The following is a 17,131-nucleotide window of genomic DNA, read 5'->3' as shown; positions in this document are numbered from 1 at the left end:
GTTGGCGCAACAGCCCACCCTTCGCATCATTTCCTCCGTGCAGACGACAGACGTCCTCATCCTGGGCAGCGGCGCGGCCGGCCTGACGTGCGCCTTGCGGCTGGCACAGGCCGGAATGCATTGCACCGTCGTTTCCAAGAGCCGACTGCGCTCCGGCGCCACGCTCTGGGCGCAGGGCGGCATCTCCGCCGTGCTGGACGCCGCCGACTCGCTCGATGCCCACATGCAGGACACGGTCGACGCCGGCGGCGGCCTGTGCGATCCGGACATGGTGCGCCATATCGTCGCGCGCGGGCCAGCCTGCATCGAATGGCTGGTGGAACGCGGCGTACAATTCACCGCCGACCCCGAAGGCCCGCAAGGCAGCGAACCCCGCTTGCATCTGACGCGGGAGGGCGGCCATTCGTTCCGCCGCATCGTGCATGCCGCGGATGCCACCGGCGCGGCAGTGGAAACCACCCTGGCTGAACTGGTGGCCGCGGAACCGCGCATCACGGTGCGCGAGCATGCCTTTGCGGTCGATCTCATCCGCGGAAGCCGCGCCGATGGCGTCATCGGCGCCTACCTCATGGATGTCAACAGCCACGATGTCTTTCCCATCGCCGCGGGCGCGGTCGTACTGGCTACAGGCGGCGCGAATATGGTCTATCTGTATTCGAGCAATCCGCACGGCGCCAGCGGCGACGGCATTGCCATGGCCTGGCGGGCAGGCTGCCGGGTGGCGAATATGGAATTCATGCAGTTCCACCCGACCTGCCTCTACCACCCCAACGCGCGTTCCTTTCTGATCACCGAGGCGCTGCGCGGCGAGGGGGCCCATCTGACGCTGCCCGATGGCAGCCGCTTCATGGGGCGCTTCGACCCGCGGGAGGAACTGGCGCCGCGCGACATCGTCGCGCGCGCCATCGACCACGAGATGAAGCGCCTGGGCATCGACCATGTCTGGCTGGATATCTCGCATCGCGATGCGGACTTCATTCGCTCGCACTTTCCCTCCATCCACGCACGCTGCGCGGAGCTCGGCATCGATATCACGCGTCAGCCGATTCCGGTGGTACCGGCAGCGCACTACACCTGCGGGGGCGTGCTCACCGATGTGCACGGCCATACCGATCTGGATGGCCTGTACGCCATCGGCGAGGTGGCATGTACCGGCTTGCACGGTGCCAACCGCATGGCCTCCAATTCATTGCTGGAGTGTCTGGTCATGGCCGAAGGCGCGGCCAACGATATCCAGCGCCGCGCCCGGCCGGCGACCACCCAGCAGCTGCCCGCCTGGGACGCCTCGCGCGTGACGGATTCCGATGAAGATGTCGTGATCTCCCACAACTGGCAGGAACTTCGGCGCTTCATGTGGGATTACGTCGGCATCGTACGCACCGACAAGCGCCTCTCCCGCGCAGCCAACCGCGTTGCCCTGTTACAGCGGGAAATCGAAGAGTTCTACGGCAACTTCCACATCAGCCCGGACTTGATCGAACTGCGCAATCTGGTCACCGTTGCCGATCTCATCGTGCGCTCGGCCATCGCGCGGGACGAAAGCCGTGGCCTGCACTTCACGACCAATCACCCGCAGCAGCATGACGATGCGCGGTGGTCCATCGTTTCTCCGGTAGACGGACGTGCCCACCTGCGCCCCATTGCCGCGTCGAGGATGGCCTCCTAGTCAGTCCTCGCACTGCGGCAGGGATGCCGGACCCGGTGCTTCCAGACCGTCCGCTTCGGGCCAGCGTTGGGGCACCATGCGCACGTCCTCGGGCGCGTAGCCCATGGCCTCCAGCCGCGCCAGCGCTTCCACTTTCCGCTCCGTTGGCATCACCGGTGCACGATGCATCAGCCAGGCGTAGTCGCGACGCGTACGCGCGATGATGGTGCTGTCGTAGTCGGCGTCGAGCCAGGCAATGATGAACTCGGCGCGAAACGGCCAGATGAAGGACATGCCCCACTCCGCCGGATCGCCATCCACGCCGGGATAGCCCGTCGGGCGCGTGATTTCGAGGGGCGCCTCGAAGCCGCCATCGCGATAGCGGAACACGGTCTCCACACGCCCATCGGCACACAACGCATAGCGCTCGACGGCATTGAAGGCCTCTTTCTCGGGCGGCAGCGGGACGTGGGCGATGACGTACCAGTCGCCCATGAAACGCTCCAGGTCGACATCCTGGGCGCGCGGCAGCGGGGGTGCGTCCTTGGGAGCGGAGGCGCACCCAGCGAGCACCAGCGCGGAGAGGACAACGGCAAGCAGGCGATGCATCAGGATGACTCCGAAGACGTGGAAGGGCCCGCATGCAGCAGTGCGGTGCGCAGCAGCCGGGCATGTTCCGCTGCACATTCGTCGCCGAGCAGGATGCGCAACGTGCTGCCGCCACCTGTCAGGCGAAAGCGCAGTACCGGGAATCGACCGCCGACCACGCTGAGCGGATGCAGGCGGGCATCAACGAGGCCGCCACCACAGTCCACCTGCCAGCGGCCGTCGGCATGGGCAACGACGCGCTGCAGCGCGCGCTTGCCGAAACCCAATGCGGGGTGGCGACGCGTTAGCATCCATGACAACCCAACGAGCAGGGCCACGGCCACCATGCCCTCCCCGTCCGGCATGCTTCCCATCAACAGCAAGAGCGTGACCGCGTGCAGGGCGCTGAGAATGGTCAACCCGCGCACACTGGGCCGTAGTGGAATATCAGCGGTAACGCCGGAGTTCATCGATCATGTCCGCGATCATTCCCGGCGGTGGCGGTCGGTGGCCCATCAGCCACGACCACAGGTCGGGATCCTCATGGTCCAGCAATGCGTGGAAGGCCTGCCGCGCCTCGTCGGAAGCCTCCGCGTAGCGGTCCTCGGCCCAACGCGTGAACACGAGATCGAGCTCCTTCATGCCACGGCGGAGGCGCCAGCGGAGTTCGCGGGGAAGCGATGGTTCGGTCATAGGCGCAGTATAACGGCGCCCCTGCCCCACCCCCTGCGCTGTCCAGCGCCTCCGCCGCTGCGGTCTAGGGCCAGTTCACACCCAGTCGATCGCGGCGCGCGAGTCCGTATGCGTGCAGCGCAAGGAGTAAGGAGCGCGATGGACTTGACGACCATGAGCGACGAAGGACGCGGCAGCGCGCGCATACGGGCCGCATCCGTCGGATTCGCCACGACCGACTGCGTGTGAACAGACCCTAGAGCAGGATGACCTGGCGCACGGCCTCGGCGCGCGCCAGCCGGTCGAAGGCGAGGTTGATGTCATCCAGCGCAAGGCGATGCGTCAACAGCTCGTGCACCGGCAGCCGCCCCGCCCGGTACAGCGCCAGGAAGCGCGGCACATCCCGGCTGACCACGGCCGATCCCATGTAGCTGCCACGCAGGCTGCGCTCCTCGGCGACGAGACTGACCGCGGGAATCTGCAGCATCCGCTCCGGATGCGGCAGGCCGACGGTGACCGTGGTGCCCCCGCGCCCGGTGGCGAAATAGGCCTGTTCCAGCACCTTCTCGCTACCCACCGTTTCCAGCGCATAGTCCGCGCCACCGCCCGTGATGTTGCGGATCTGCGCCAAGGCGTCTTCATCGCGCGCTTGCACGACATGACTGGCCCCGAGCCGCTGCGCCAGGGCCAGCTTCTCTGCTACCGGATCCACGGCGACGATCGGCCAGGCACCGGCCGCCACCGCGCCCAGCAGCGCGGCCAGGCCCACACCGCCCATGCCGTAGATCACCACTGACTCGCCCGGACGGACCGAAGCGGTATTGACCGCCGCGCCGACCCCGGTCATGACCGCACAGCCAAACAGCGCCGCCACTTCGACCGGCAAGTCCGGGTCGATGCGTACGGCCGAGCGTTCCGAGACCACGGTGTACTCGGCGAAGGCAGATACGCCCAGGTGGTGATGGCAGCTCTGGCCTTCGGCGTCGCGCCAGCGGCGCGCACCGGAGAGCAGCGTACCCGCCGCATTGGCTGCGGCGCCCGGCGCGCACAGCACCGGGCGGCCCTCGGCGCAGAAGCTGCAGCGACCGCAGGAAGGCACGAAGGAGAACACCACCCGATCGCCCACCGAGAAATCGGTGACGCCGGCGCCCACCGCCTCGATATCTCCGGCCGCCTCATGACCCAGCACCATCGGCACCGGCCGTGGACGCGATCCATTCACCACCGACAGATCCGAGTGGCAGACGCCGGCGGCCCGCACCCGCACCAGCAGCTCGCCCGGCCCAGGCGGCTCCAGCTGCAAGGGTTCGACGCGCAATGGCTTGGAATCGGCATAGGGGGTATTTGCCCCCATGCTGCGCAATACCGCACCGCGTGTTTCGATCATGCTGCCTCCTCGCCTCCGTGCAACGCGTCGAGCGCCGCACGGATCGTCTCGGGAATCGCCGTTGGCCGCCGGCTGCCACGGTCCACAAAGACATGCACGAAGTGACCGGTCGCCGCCTGCGTACTGCCTCCGTCCGCGAACAGCCCGATGGCGTAGGTCACGCTGCTGCTTCCGATGCGGTCCACCGCCAGGCCCGCTTCCACGACCTCGGGGAAGGCCAGGGGCGCCGTGAACTGGCAGCTCGAACTGACGCACAGGCCGATGACCGGCCCAGCGTGAATATCCAGGCCGCCTTCCCGGATCAGATAGGTGTTGATGACCGTATCGAAGAAACTGTAGTACTCGACGTTGTTGACGTGGCCATAGACGTCATTGTCCTTCCACCGCGTCGGAATGCTGAGGCGATGCGGGTAGTCTTCCAGTTGGCGCGCTTCCGCCACGTAAGGTCTCCTTCGTTCTTGTCCTCGGGGCACGATCCTAGCTTGATTTCCACCGCCCGCGCGCCGCGTGCGCGCGCATCATGCCGTGCCCTCTGCGCGCTGAGGCAGCAGGATCGGCAAGTAGGCAGCCAAGGTCAGGGCGCGGTAGACGACATAGCCGATGAAGGCCAGCCAGAGCCCCGCATTGCCCAGCACCGGTACCAGCATCATCGCGGTGGCGAGGAAGGCAGCGACCGCGGCCAGCGAGCCGTTGCGCATCGCACGCGTCCAGCCTGCACCGATGAAGATGCCATCAAGCTGAAAGGCGGCAAAGGACAGCAGCACATAGGCGGCCGCAAAGGGCAGATAGCGCTCGGCTTCACTGCGCACCGCCTCGATGGCGGTCAGCCCGGTGATGGCCAGACCACCCGCGAGCAGGACAGCAAGCGCCAGCAGCATGGCGGTGGCGGCCGCGAGATGGGTGGAGCGGCGCGCCGCCGCGCGCAGAATATCGAGTCGCCGTCCGCCCAGGGCGCGTCCCACCAAGGGCTCCACGGCATGCGCATAACCATCCAGGAAGAAGGCGCTGAAGCTGATGAACTGCAACAGGACGTGGTTGGCCGCCAGGGTCACATCGCCGAAGCGGGCGCCCTGATTGGTGAACCAGGCGAAGGCCGACAGCATCAGCAGCGTCCGCAGCATGATGTCGCCGTTGGCCGTAAGGGTCTGACGCCAGCGCCGCCCGTCGCGCAGCCGGCTCCAGACCAGGAATGGCGCGCCGTCCTGGTGCCGCGCACGCAGCAGACGCAGTGCCAGCATGAGCGCGAGCAGCAGTGCCAGCCATTCAGCCAACGCGGTGCCGATGGCAATGCCGCGCACCCCCCAGCCCAGTACACCAGCGAAGAGGATATCGAGCAGGATGTTGAGCCCGTTCAGGCTGAGCTGCACCAGCAGGATCCAGCGGGTCTGCCCAAGACCGATGAACAGGCCCATCAAGGCGTAGAGCGCCAATGCGGCCGGCGCGCCCCAGATGCGCCATGCGAAGTAATCCGCTGTCAGCGTCTCCACGCTGTCGCTGGCACCGAACAACGCCAGGGCCAGATCGATCAGCGGTCGCTGCAGCAGGAGCAGACCCGATGCCAGCAGCAGGCTCAGCAGCAAGGCACGCTGGATGCTGGCACGCACTTCGGCCTCGTCCTGCTCGCCATCGGCGCGCGCGGCAAAACCGGTGGTTCCCATGCGCAGGAAACCGAAACCCCAATACAGAAAGCTGAACAGCAAGGCGCCCAGTGCAATGGCACCGAGTTCGGCGGTTGTGCCGCTGCGGCCGATCACGGCGGTGTCCGACAGGCCAAGTAGCGGTGTGCTGCAGTTGGCCAGCATGATGGGCCACGCCAGCTGCAGGATGCGACGGTAGCCTGGACCTGGCACGGCCTCCCCTGCCTGCTCCATTCTCAGCCCCCAACGAAACAGGGGCCGCAGGACCGTGATGGTCCTGCGGCCCCTGCGTCAGCAGACCGCTGCGGGAAGCGCGCCCTCAGGTGGTGCGCTCCAGCAGCATCTTCTTGGTCTCCGCGATGGCCTTGGCGGGGTTCAACCCCTTGGGGCAGGTCTTCGCGCAGTTCATGATGGTGTGGCAGCGATACAGCTTGAAGGGGTCCTCCAGGCTGTCCAGACGCTCGCCGGTGGCCTCGTCGCGAGAATCCGCCAGCCAGCGATACGCCTGCAGCAGAATGGCGGGGCCCAGATAGCGGTCGCCATTCCACCAGTAGCTCGGGCAGGCGGTGGAACAGCAGGCGCACAGAATGCACTCGTAGAGACCGTCGAGCTCGGCACGGTCTTCGCGCGACTGCAGACGCTCGCGCGTCGGTGCCGGCGTGTCAGTCTTCAGCCACGGCTCGATGGATTCGTACTGCGCGTAGAAGTGCGACAGATCCGGAACGAGGTCCTTGATCACCGGCATGTGCGGCAGCGGATAGATCGACACATCGCCTTCGACCTCATCATTGCCCTTCAGGCACGCGAGGGTATTGGTACCGTCGATATTCATCGCACAGCTACCGCAAATGCCCTCGCGGCAGGAACGACGGAAAGTCAGCGTCGGATCGATCTCGTTCTTGATCTTGATCAGCGCATCCAGAACCATCGGCCCGCAGCTGTCCATGTCGACTTCATAGGTGTCGACACGCGGATTGCTGCCGCCATCTGGATCGTAGCGGTAGATCTTGAAGGTGCGCTTGTTCGTGCCCTGGGCGGGATAGAACTTGCCAGGCTGCGGGACGGAGCCCTTCGGTAGCTTCAGTTCGGCCATCGGTCTTTGCTCCTGCGGTTCAGTAAACGCGCTTCTGCGGCGCGATTACATCGATCTCATCGTCGATGGTGTACATGTGCACCGAGCGATAGTCGATCTTGGTTTCCGTGTCACTGGTGCGCCAGCAGAGGCTGTGCTTCATCCAGTTGTCGTCGTCGCGATCGGGGAAATCCTCGCGCGCATGGGCGCCGCGAGACTCCTTGCGATTCTGGGCACTGGCCATGGTGGTCAGCGCACAGCCGAGCAGGTTGTCCAGCTCCAGGGTCTCGACCAGATCGGAGTTCCAGATCAGCGAGCGATCGCTCACGGCGATGTCATTGAAGCTGGAAGCCGTCTTGGTGAGCTTGTCCATGCCCTCGTCGAGCGACTCGCCGGTACGGAACACGGCGGCGTGATCCTGCATCACCTTCTGCATCTCGGCGCGCACATCGGCCGTGCTGCGGCTGCCGCTGGCATTGCGCAGGCGATCGAAGCGGTCGAGGATGCGCTCCTCGCAGGCGCTCGAGATCGGCTTGTGCGCCTGATTCGGCTTCATGGTCTCGGCGCAGCGCAGCGCCACCGACCGCCCGAAGACGACCAGATCCAGCAGGGAGTTTGAACCCAGCCGGTTGGCACCGTGCACTGAGACGCAGGCTGCCTCGCCTGCGGCCATCAGCCCCGGAACCACCTTGTCTTCGTCGCCGTCGGCCGAGGTCACCACCTCACCGGTATACAGCGTGGGAATGCCGCCCATGTTGTAGTGCACGGTGGGCAGTACCGGGATCGGCGCCTTGGTGGCATCCACGCCGGAGAAGATGGAGGCGGTCTCGGTGATGCCGGGCAGACGCTCGTGCAGGACTTCCGGGCCCAGATGCTCCAGGTGCAGGAAGATGTGGTCCTTGTTCGGACCGACGCCGCGGCCTTCGCGGATTTCGATGGTCATCGAGCGTGACACGACGTCACGCGATGCCAGATCCTTGCGGCTCGGCGCATAGCGCTCCATGAAGCGCTCGCCTTCGGAGTTGGTCAGATAACCACCCTCGCCGCGCGCGCCCTCGGTGATGAGGCAGCCCGCACCGTAGATGCCGGTGGGATGGAACTGTACGAACTCCATGTCCTGCATTGGCAGGCCGGCGCGCAGCACCATGCCGTTGCCGTCACCCGTGCAGGTGTGCGCGGAGGTCGCCGAGAAATAGGCACGGCCATAACCGCCGGTCGCCAGAATGACGCGGTGTGCACGGAAGCGATGCAGCGTGCCGTTGGCCAGATCCCAGGCAATCACGCCCCGACAGACGCCATCGTCGTCCATGATCAGGTCGAGGGCGAAGAATTCCACATAGAACTGGGCGCGGCACTTCAGCGACTGCTGATACATCGCGTGCAGCATGGCGTGGCCGGTACGGTCCGCCGCCGCGCAGGTCCGCTGTGCGGTGCCCTCGCCGTAATGCGTGGTCATGCCACCGAAGGGCCGCTGATAGATCTTGCCTTCCTCGGTACGCGAGAAGGGCACGCCCCAGTGCTCGAGTTCGACCACGGCCGGGATCGCTTCGCGGCACATGTACTGCACGGCATCCTGGTCACCCAGCCAGTCCGACCCCTTGATGGTGTCGTACATGTGCCAGCGCCAGTCGTCTTCGCCCATGTTGGCCAGCGCTGCGGAAATACCGCCCTGCGCAGCCACGGTATGTGAACGCGTCGGAAAGACCTTGGTGATATTGGCGGTCTTGAAGCCGGCTTCGGCCAGACCGACCGTCGCGCGCAGGCCGGCACCACCGGCGCCAACAACGACGACATCGTATTCGTGATGGATCAGCTCGTAAGCAGCCATGCAATCAGACTCCAGCAGGTGCGACGCCTAGGCGCCGAACGAGGTTTTCAGGACGGCGACAACGCCGATGACGCCGCCCACGATGAGGGCGAAGCGCGTGGCGATCAGCACCGCCATCTTGACCCCTTCGTGATGCAGGTAGTCTTCAATGACCACCTGGGTTCCGAGCAGCGCGTGATAGAACAGGGTCGCCACCAGGACCACCAGCAGCGTGGTATTCAGCGGCGAGGCGACCCATTCGGCCACGGTGGCGTGATCGCTACCCGCCAGACCGGCAATCGCGAAGATCAGCCACAGCATCAGCGGGAGCATTGCCACCGCCGAAATGCGCTGCACGTACCAGTGGTGGGTACCCTGCTTGGAGGCACCCAGACCGCGGGCCCGGGACAAGGGAGAACGCAGACTCATACCAGAAACTCCTTTCGTGGCCGGCGGCTAGATCAGCACGACGATCCAGACCAGAACGGTCAGGACCACCGAGCCCGCGATGACGGCGTAACCCGTCTTGTAGACGGTATCGAGATCGAAACCGCGGCCGGTATCCCAGTACAGATGGCGCACCCCGTTGCACAGGTGATAGGCCACCGTCCACGTCCAACCGAACAGGAAGAACAGCCCGTACCAGGCACTGGCGTGTCCCATGAAGGCATCGTAGGCGGCGGCGCCACTGGCAATCGACAGCAACCAGCCCGACAGCAGGAAGGCGCCCACGGTGTTGATCACTCCGGTGATGCGGTGGAGGATCGACAGCATGGAGGTCAGCTGGGGCCGGTAATAGGGCCCGATCATAAACGGCGACAAAGGCCGTTCCGGAGACGGTTTAGCGCTCATGGTGCCTCTCGAATTTCGGTTGTAGCGAACGTGGCTGATCGATCAGAAGTCGATGCAGCGCCCCTGTTTTTCCCAGTCACCATAACGGGTGGGCTCTGGCCCACGGCGACCACCGATCTCTGTCGGGCGGGTATTATCGCCGGTTTCCGAGGCCGACGTCGGTTGCCGCTCGGAGACGCCAGTTTCAGCGCCCTCCGCTTTGGCGTCGGACCGCGACGAAGCGGCAGTTTCAGGATCTATTCTGTGCTCTGTCATGGTGCGAATGGTCCGTAAATTGCGCGAATTCAGCAATAGTTGTAGAGGCTGTTATGAACAATGCATTGCAGACAAGCCCCCCTCCCCATGGCGCCCTGATTCGGGTCAGTGGCGCGGATTGCGACACCTTCTTGCAGGGGCAGCTGAGCCATGACATGCGTCACCTCTCCCCGGATGCCGCCTGCCTGAGCAGTGTGAACTCTCCGAAAGGTCGCGTCATCGCGACATTGGTCGTATGCCGGCTGGGTGAGGATGTTGGCCTCTTGGTCGCTGCCGATATTGCCGAAGCGCTGTGCCAGCGGCTGCGCATGTTCGTCCTGCGCTCCAAGGTCCAGCTCGAGCTGGATACTGAGACCCCCATCACTGGCCTGATCGAGGCCAGCCCGGCCGCCGCTGGGGATGGCGCCACCGCGTGGCAGTGCCGGCAGGAGGCCAACGCCCTCTGGCTGCGCGCGCCTGGACACCATGCGCGCTGGTGGTGCATCGGCACGCCGCCGGACGAGGCATCGCCGCACCCCAACCCGCAGGCCTTCGCGCTCGGAGATATCGCTTGTGGCTTGCCTTGTGTAGGCCAGCCACAGACCGAAGCCCATGTCGCTCAGCACCTCGGCCTACAGCATTTTGATGCCCTGTCCTTCAGCAAGGGCTGCTTTACCGGTCAGGAAGTCATCGCGCGCCTGCACTACCGTGGCGGCATCAACCGCGTACCCGTGCGTTTGCGCGGCCAGCACGCTGCCCCGCCCGCGGGCAGCGCCATCAAAGACAGCGATGGCAAGACCCTGGCCGATGTCGTCAACAGCGCGACCAGCAACGAGGGCCACGAGGCGCTGGTGGTGTGGCGCGGCACGGAGGTACCGGCCTGGATCGTAGGTGCGGATATGCGCTGGGAGGTGTGCGACTTCGACCCGGCCCATCCCGCCTAGGGCCGCTAGGGCCTGATCCTGCGTGCTCAGTGCAGCCTGGCCACGGCTGCCGCGTGCTCGGCGGCCGGCGCGGGCGCCCCAACGAGGGTGCCTTGACCCCATTCACAGCCGCATTCGGCCAAGGCAGCGCGCTGGGCCTCAGCCTCGACCATGGTCGCAACCACGGCAATATCGAGGGCCTGCGCCATGTCGATGGCGGCACGTACGACCTGGCGGGCGCGTCCGTCACTGACAATGTCGCGCATCAGGGCCGGCGCCAGCTTGACCTGACGAATCCCCATCGCCGGCAGATCGGCGATCGCAACGGCGGCCGCACCGAAGTCCTGAAGACAGAGCGTGCAGCCAGCGCGACGCAGCACCGCAAGAGCAGCGTGCACACTTGAATGGGTGGACAGACCCGCACCCAGTTCAAATTTGAATGCACTGGGATCGACGGCGCAGTCGCGCATCACGGCAAGGAGCTGCTCAGCCAATGAGACGGTCAGGCTTTCCGCTGAGGTGATGTTGACGCTGATCTGGCCGAAGACCACCTTCTCCGCCATCCATCGATGGGCCTGCTCCGCCGCGGCGCGTACCACCCATGTCAGCAAGCGTGCGGCGTGACCATGCGTTTCCATGGCGGCAACGAATGCTCCCGCATGGAGAACGCCGAAACGCGGATGTCGCCAGCGCAACAGGCATTCCACGCCGCTGCGGTGGCCATCCCTGAAGTGAATCTCGGGCTGGAAGGCAAGGAATAGCTGCCCCGAACCCAGCGCGGCAGGCAGTTCGCGGACCAGCTGGCGCTCGCGTTCGCGCGCTGGCAGCGCCTCCAGGCAATGCAGTGTTTCGACATCACCTCCCCGTGCCTTGGATTGATACAGCGCCGCGTCGGCCTGCTCGATCACGGTCTCGGCACTGAGATTCTTGTCGGTCACGATGCGGATCCCCACACTGCAGCCGACATCAGTGGTGACGCCCTGCACCTGCATCGGCTTGTTGATGGCTGCGATCAGTCGAAGCGCCAGCTGCTGGGCCTCGGCTGTGTGGTCCACACCGTGCTGAATCACGGCGAACTCGTCGCCACCGAGGCGGGCGACAAAATCGCCGGCACGCAGCGTGCGCAGGATACGCTCGGCCACCACGGACAGAATGCGGTCTCCCACCTGATGACCGAAGGCATCATTGCGCTGCTTGAAACGATCCAGGTCGAGCAGGTGCAGCACGTAGGGGATGCCGTCCGCGGCCAGACGCGCGCGTGCGGCCTCCAGCCTTTGCTGGAACAGCGCGCGATTGGGCAAGCCGGTCAGTGAATCGTGCAGCGCCTGATGGGCAACCCGTGCCTGGGCATTGCGCTCGCCGGTCACGTCGAAGTGGGTTCCCACGACACGCTGCGGTACCCCGTCAGCACCGCGCACGATGTGTGCCTTGTTGAGAACGAGGACCCAGCTCCCGTCCTTGTGGGCCATCCGGTACTCGACCTCAAAGCAATCACTGTCGCCGTCAAGATGCGCGCGAATATTGGCAAGCAAGGGTTCCCATTGCTCGGGATCGACCAGCGCGTGCCAGTTCTCGTAGGCGTTGACCAGTTCGTGATCCTGATAGCCCAGCATCTGCTTCCATCCCGGTGACAGATACATGGCATTGCTCCGCAGATCCCAGTCGAACAGTCCTTCTCCGCTGCCGACCATCGCGAGGCGGAAGCGCTCCTCGGAAGCGCGCAACTCCTCGTTTGCGTGTTCGAGCTGGCGCTTGGCGTCGCGCAACTCGCGCGTGCGCAATTCGACCCGCGATTCCATCTGCTGCAGCAGCCGCGCCTTTTCCACGGCGACGCCCGCCTGCGCTGCCAGAATCTCGATGATGCGGACCCGCTCTTCGGGAAACACGCCCGGAGCCGAGCGGTTCTCCAGATAGAGCACTCCAGTGACGGCATCGCCATGGCGTAGCGGCACGCAGACAGCGGAGCGAACGGAATGCGACTGGATGTAGGGATCGTGCTCGAAGCCGCTGCTGCTCGCGGCATCGTGCAGCACGACGCTGCGCCCATGCCGAATCGCCGATCGCAACAGACTTCTCGGCACGTCCGGACAGGCATCAAGGGCCACATCATCCTCGACAAAACTGCCGCCGGCGGCTTCATCGTAGCGTGCAGCCACCACCCAGTACTCCTCTTCGAGCAGGGCCAGTACGCCACGTTCCGCGCCGGCATTGGCAGCCACCACTTTCATGAGTTGCCGCTTCAGAGTGGGCACATCGGATTCGTTGGCAATGAGCAGCGAGGAACGCAGGACCGCCTGCACGTCGAGATTCGGCAATCCATCGACACTTTGATGGCTCGACCAACTGCTCGACTCGCTCAGCCCACCGAATTGCTCGGCATAGCGCTCATTGAGCTGACGCACTTTGGCGTGCGCCTGCCATTGCCGGTAGAGGCGGATCGCTTCGCGCAGCGCGTTGGCTGCGAGAAAGAGATGGCCACGTTCGCGCAGATAGCCGGCGTAGCACTCCGATGCCAGCGCTTGATCGTTCAGATAGTAATGCGCACGGGCGCCGGCGATAGCGGCCTCGTACCAGCGCGCCGCCCGTTGCGGTTGCCGCGATCTCCGCAGGCGCTCGGCGGTCACCAAGACGAGCTTGTGATGGAAGTTCATGGGTGCGTGGCGCGCCCATACCCCGAGAACGCGCTGATTGCGGGCAACCTGACGCCGATAGTCCCGGTCGCGCGCCGCGTCTTCGCCATTCGTGCAGGCAAGCAGACTCAGCGAATGGAAGAAGTTGTGCTGCGCAAGCTCCGCCATGCCAGGCACGTTGGCCTGGTACGGAAGCGCGCGCTCGGCCATCTCCAGCGCCTTTTGCGGCGTGCCGAGCAGGTAATGCAGCATGGCCTGCGAGCAGTGGATATTGAACACCAGGAAATGACTGGATTCGGCCAGCAACCGTGGCAGCAATGCCTCGGCGTCGTAGTCCAGGCTGCGCAACACCAGCGGGTCATCCGCCTGGCCATTGAGGTTACGCGCAAGTTGTTGCCAGACGTGTGCAAAATCGCGGTGGTAGCCCATGCGGAGCTTCTCGATGGTCTGGATGGTGCGACGGTGGTGCTCCAGCACCGCATCCAGCGGTTCTCCGCAGAAAAACAGATGCTTGCCGTGCTGGATGCCGTTGTAGCTGCCATATTCGAAATCACCGTGGTCGATGCCGCTTTGCAGACCACGTGGCAGCGACTCCAGCGAGTTGCGCAGGTGCTCCTTCCAGTGACGCACGAAAACATCGAAGAGATTGATGATCTTTGCCCGCATGGGCTCGGCGCCGAAGCGTTCGAGACTGACATTCGCCAAGCGACCGAAGGCATAGCCCGACTCGATTTCGCCACGGAAGCCTGCCAGCAGTACGCCATAGAAGGCAAAGGCAAAGGCCCCAAGGGCGGAATGGCCATGCGTCAGGGTGGTGTGCACCATCTGCAGGGTGAGCACCCGCCACAAGGCCGGCCGCATCACATAGGCCGCCCCCGCCGCATTGACCATGATGCGCATCGCCGCCATGGCGGCCTCGTCCCGCATCTCGGGCAAGGCCTCAAGGGCAACGATGTCAGCCTGTGTCCAATGTAAATCCGCCTGCAGGTCCTGCGCTTGCTGAGCAAGACCGTCATCGTCATCCGCAATCGAGATGCCAAGCAGGGTGAGGGCCTCAATGGCGAGTGCGATGGCGGCGTTCTGGTCGTTGCCTGCGATGGCGAAGCGGATCTTCAATTCCACCAGCCGCACCCGGGCCAGCGTCGTGGCAACCTGTGCCTCCGCTACGACCAGCATGCTGGCTACGCGATCGTGATGGGCGTTGTTGAACTCGCTCTGGATGGCGTCGAGATACAACTCCGTAAACGCCGCATCCCGCTCGGCCAGACTGGGCTCGCCATAGAGTGCGAGCGCGAAGCGGAAATAGCGCAGCGCCACGTCATGAGCACTTGCGGCCTGCGCGCGTCGTGCGGCGCACGCGGAAAGCAGCGCGACATGGGCGCGCTCCTCCGTATCGGAAAGCAGAGACTCAGCGTGCTCGTAGTGGGAAACGACGTCGAGCAACACCGCGGAATGCGCGAGATCGGCTTCATCCGTGCTCAGCAGACGGGCGATTCGGAGGTGTTGCAGGCGCTTGTCCTTGCTGCTCAGCAAGGCATAGGCCGCCTGTTGTACCCGGTCATGGCTGAAGTGCAACTCCTGTTCGTCGCGGGTGATGAGATAGTCCTGCAAGGCGGGCTCGAGACGCTGCAGGACGCTGGCGGGAGGCAGCTCCGCTACCCGAGCCAGCGTCGCCAGCGGACAGCGATTGCCCAGACATGCCATGCGCGCCAGCAATGACTGGGTCTTGCCGGGCAGTTGATGCAGCTTGTCGATCAGCAGGGTCACGACGTCCTCGCTGACCTCCACTGCCTGCAGTGCATCTTGTGACCAATTCCAGCCATCCAGCTGCTCGTCGAAAAAGACCACACGCGTGTCGCACAGCTGCTTCAAGAGCTGATGACAGAAAAAGGGATTGCCGTCCGTCTTTGCCTGCACGACCGTCGCGAGCTCCAGCGCACGGGGGTCACTCACCTTGAAACGGTGGAGTACCAGTGCCTGTATGTCGGGCAGCTTGAGGTTGCACAACATGGTTCGGGCCACCACCCCAGGCAAGGCCTCTTCCAGCTGATGGAGTGCGGCCGACAGGGGGTGCGACGCGTCCACTTCATTGTCACGGAAAGCTACCAGGAGCAGCAGCGGCATCGTCTCCTCAGTGCGCAACAGTGCATCGAGCAGTTCCAGCGACGCAGTATCCATCCATTGCAGGTCGTCCAGCACCAGCACCAATGGCCCGCCATCGCGGGCACAGGCGACCAGAAAGTGCACGAAGACATAACGCAGTCGGCGCTGCGTTTCGGCCGGGCCGAGCGCCGCGACTTCCGGCTGCTCGCCGATGAGCTGATCCAGACCGGGAATGAGATCCGTCAACAGGCGCCCGTTCGCGCCGACTGCGCTCAGGATGCTGCTGCGCAGATGCAGGCGCTGGCGCTGCGGCCGTGCCAGCCATTGCGCAACCGCACTCTCCAGTGCCCCCACCCAGGCCGTATAGGGCTGCAATCGCTGGAATTGATCGCACTTGCCCTCGGCGAAGACGCCACCGGCAAGGATGGCCGGCTCGCGAAGCGCACGTGCAAGGCTGGTCTTGCCGGTACCCGATTGCCCCTGGATCACATGCAGACGGCTTCGACCGGACTGCACTCCTTTGAAGCTCGCCAAAAGGGCCTGCCGATCCACTTCGCGACCGAATAGACGGGTGCCGGGACGATAGCGGTCGGACACATCGCGCTGCCCCAGTGGGATGTCCGCCAGCGCTTCGCCCCGCTGCAGGGCATCGCGCACCTGTACCAAGTCGTGGTGCAGCCCGCGCGCACTCTGATAACGCGCATCGGGCGATTTGGCGAGCAGCTTCAGCACGATCTCCGAGATCGTCTTCGGAACGTCCTCGCAATGTTCCGATGGCGCCACCGGCTGCACCGCGATGTGCTGGTGGATCAGCTCCATTGCGTCGACGGCTGCGAAGGGTCGCGCACCGACCAGCAGCTCATAAAGCGTCGCGCCCAGCGCGTAGAGGTCGCTGCGATGATCGACGCCGATCCGCATGCGGCCGCTCATCTCCGGCGCCATATAAGGCAGTGCGCCCTCCAGGGTGCGGGCCTCGACCGCCTCGGCCTGGGCATGTATTCCCGGAACGGCCAATTCGAAGTCAATGAGGCGCACGTTGCGCGACACCGGGTCCCACAGGATATTGCCCGGGTGTATGTCGCGATGGATGACATCCATCGCGTGCAGGCGCTTGAGTTCGTGGCTGGCGCCAATCGCAATGTCCAACCAGTCCGCAAGCGCGCAGACACCGCCGGATTCCATCCACTCACGCAGCGCCCGGCTGCCATCGTCACGAATCACCAGCAGGGGCAGGCCATTGCGGCGCTCGAGTCGGATTTCGTCCTGCTCCGGATGCAAGGCGCTGCGATAGCGCAGCTCCTTCTGGTAAGCGGCTTCCACGCGCTCGGTACCCTGCCCCGCTTGCGGCGACTTCAGCAGGAACAGGGCACCGTCTTCGAGATTACGCGCACGCGACACACGAGTGCGCGGACTGTCGTAGACCGCCGCAAGCACCTCGTAGTTGTTGTTACCGTGCGCCATATTCGTCCAGCTCCCCGCCTCACAACCGCCTTATCGCCGCCTGAGCGCGCCTTTGGGACGAGACTAGGACAGGACTTGACGGCGCATATGCGCCGTTCCGACAAGCGGTTCAGAGGCCCC

General features: G+C 64.8%; 14 protein-coding genes. 2 read left to right on the top strand and 12 right to left on the bottom strand.

Translation table 11 applies throughout. From position 1 onward, the window contains the following. The first annotated feature begins 37 nt into the window (after nt 1-37). The gene (nadB, locus tag ACOOFO_RS07025) at nt 38-1,666 is read left to right on the top strand and encodes an L-aspartate oxidase (protein ID WP_420429328.1); all 1,629 of its coding nucleotides are present in this window, start codon (nt 38-40) and stop codon (nt 1,664-1,666) included. Here nadB and ACOOFO_RS07020 read toward each other — a convergent pair whose 3' ends face one another. The 11 genes from ACOOFO_RS07020 to ACOOFO_RS06970 form a co-directional block, all read right to left on the bottom strand. Beyond that, nucleotides 1,667-2,254: a lipocalin family protein gene (locus ACOOFO_RS07020; protein WP_420429326.1), complete on the bottom strand. Its 588-nt coding sequence runs from the start codon at nt 2,252-2,254 to the stop codon at nt 1,667-1,669. It lies immediately after the preceding gene. Next, nucleotides 2,254-2,703, bottom strand: coding sequence for a hypothetical protein (locus ACOOFO_RS07015; protein WP_420429324.1), 450 nt, complete (start codon nt 2,701-2,703; stop codon nt 2,254-2,256). Before ACOOFO_RS07015 ends, ACOOFO_RS07020 begins: the two co-directional genes overlap by 1 nt. Further along, on the bottom strand, nt 2,681-2,926 hold the full coding sequence (locus ACOOFO_RS07010; RefSeq protein ID WP_420429322.1) for a succinate dehydrogenase assembly factor 2: 246 nt from the start codon (nt 2,924-2,926) through the stop codon (nt 2,681-2,683). Before ACOOFO_RS07010 ends, ACOOFO_RS07015 begins: the two co-directional genes overlap by 23 nt. Nucleotides 2,927-3,161: 235 nt before the next feature. Next, nucleotides 3,162-4,289 (bottom strand): zinc-dependent alcohol dehydrogenase family protein, encoded by a 1,128-nt coding sequence (locus ACOOFO_RS07005; protein ID WP_420429672.1) that lies wholly within the window; start codon nt 4,287-4,289, stop codon nt 3,162-3,164. Then, nucleotides 4,289-4,732, bottom strand: a complete 444-nt coding sequence (locus tag ACOOFO_RS07000; protein ID WP_420429320.1) for an acyl-CoA thioesterase — start codon at nt 4,730-4,732, stop codon at nt 4,289-4,291. The genes ACOOFO_RS07005 and ACOOFO_RS07000 overlap by 1 nt, the downstream gene beginning before the upstream one ends. A 78-nt stretch (nt 4,733-4,810) precedes the next feature. Beyond that, nucleotides 4,811-6,163 (bottom strand): MATE family efflux transporter, encoded by a 1,353-nt coding sequence (locus ACOOFO_RS06995; RefSeq protein ID WP_420429318.1) that lies wholly within the window; start codon nt 6,161-6,163, stop codon nt 4,811-4,813. A gap of 85 nt (nt 6,164-6,248) precedes the next feature. Beyond that, on the bottom strand, nt 6,249-7,022 hold the full coding sequence (locus ACOOFO_RS06990; protein ID WP_420429316.1) for a succinate dehydrogenase iron-sulfur subunit: 774 nt from the start codon (nt 7,020-7,022) through the stop codon (nt 6,249-6,251). 19 nt (nt 7,023-7,041) lie between these two features. Further along, nucleotides 7,042-8,829, bottom strand: coding sequence for a succinate dehydrogenase flavoprotein subunit (gene sdhA / locus ACOOFO_RS06985; RefSeq protein WP_420429314.1), 1,788 nt, complete (start codon nt 8,827-8,829; stop codon nt 7,042-7,044). 27 nt (nt 8,830-8,856) lie between these two features. Beyond that, complete coding sequence (gene sdhD, locus ACOOFO_RS06980; protein ID WP_420429312.1) at nt 8,857-9,237, bottom strand: succinate dehydrogenase, hydrophobic membrane anchor protein; 381 nt, start codon at nt 9,235-9,237, stop codon at nt 8,857-8,859. 27 nt (nt 9,238-9,264) lie between these two features. Further along, a complete protein-coding gene (sdhC, locus tag ACOOFO_RS06975) occupies nt 9,265-9,660 on the bottom strand; it encodes a succinate dehydrogenase, cytochrome b556 subunit (RefSeq protein ID WP_420429310.1) in 396 nt (131 codons plus the stop codon). A gap of 42 nt (nt 9,661-9,702) precedes the next feature. Further along, a complete protein-coding gene (locus ACOOFO_RS06970) occupies nt 9,703-9,915 on the bottom strand; it encodes a DUF1674 domain-containing protein (RefSeq protein ID WP_420429308.1) in 213 nt (70 codons plus the stop codon). Between the two features lie 155 nt (nt 9,916-10,070). Here ACOOFO_RS06970 and ACOOFO_RS06965 point away from each other — a divergent pair, with 155 nt between their 5' ends. Beyond that, nucleotides 10,071-10,838, top strand: coding sequence for a YgfZ/GcvT domain-containing protein (locus ACOOFO_RS06965; protein ID WP_420429306.1), 768 nt, complete (start codon nt 10,071-10,073; stop codon nt 10,836-10,838). A gap of 26 nt (nt 10,839-10,864) precedes the next feature. Here the strand turns inward: ACOOFO_RS06965 and ACOOFO_RS06960 are convergent, their stop codons facing one another. After that, entirely contained in the window at nt 10,865-17,011 is a 6,147-nt protein-coding gene (locus ACOOFO_RS06960; RefSeq protein WP_420429304.1) for an EAL domain-containing protein, read from the bottom strand. Between the last annotated feature and the right edge of the window lie 120 nt (nt 17,012-17,131).

It is taken from the genome of Algiphilus sp. (assembly GCF_965216485.1).
Lineage (GTDB): Bacteria > Pseudomonadota > Gammaproteobacteria > Nevskiales > Nevskiaceae > Algiphilus.
This window is presented reverse-complemented; position numbering and strand designations above follow the sequence as displayed.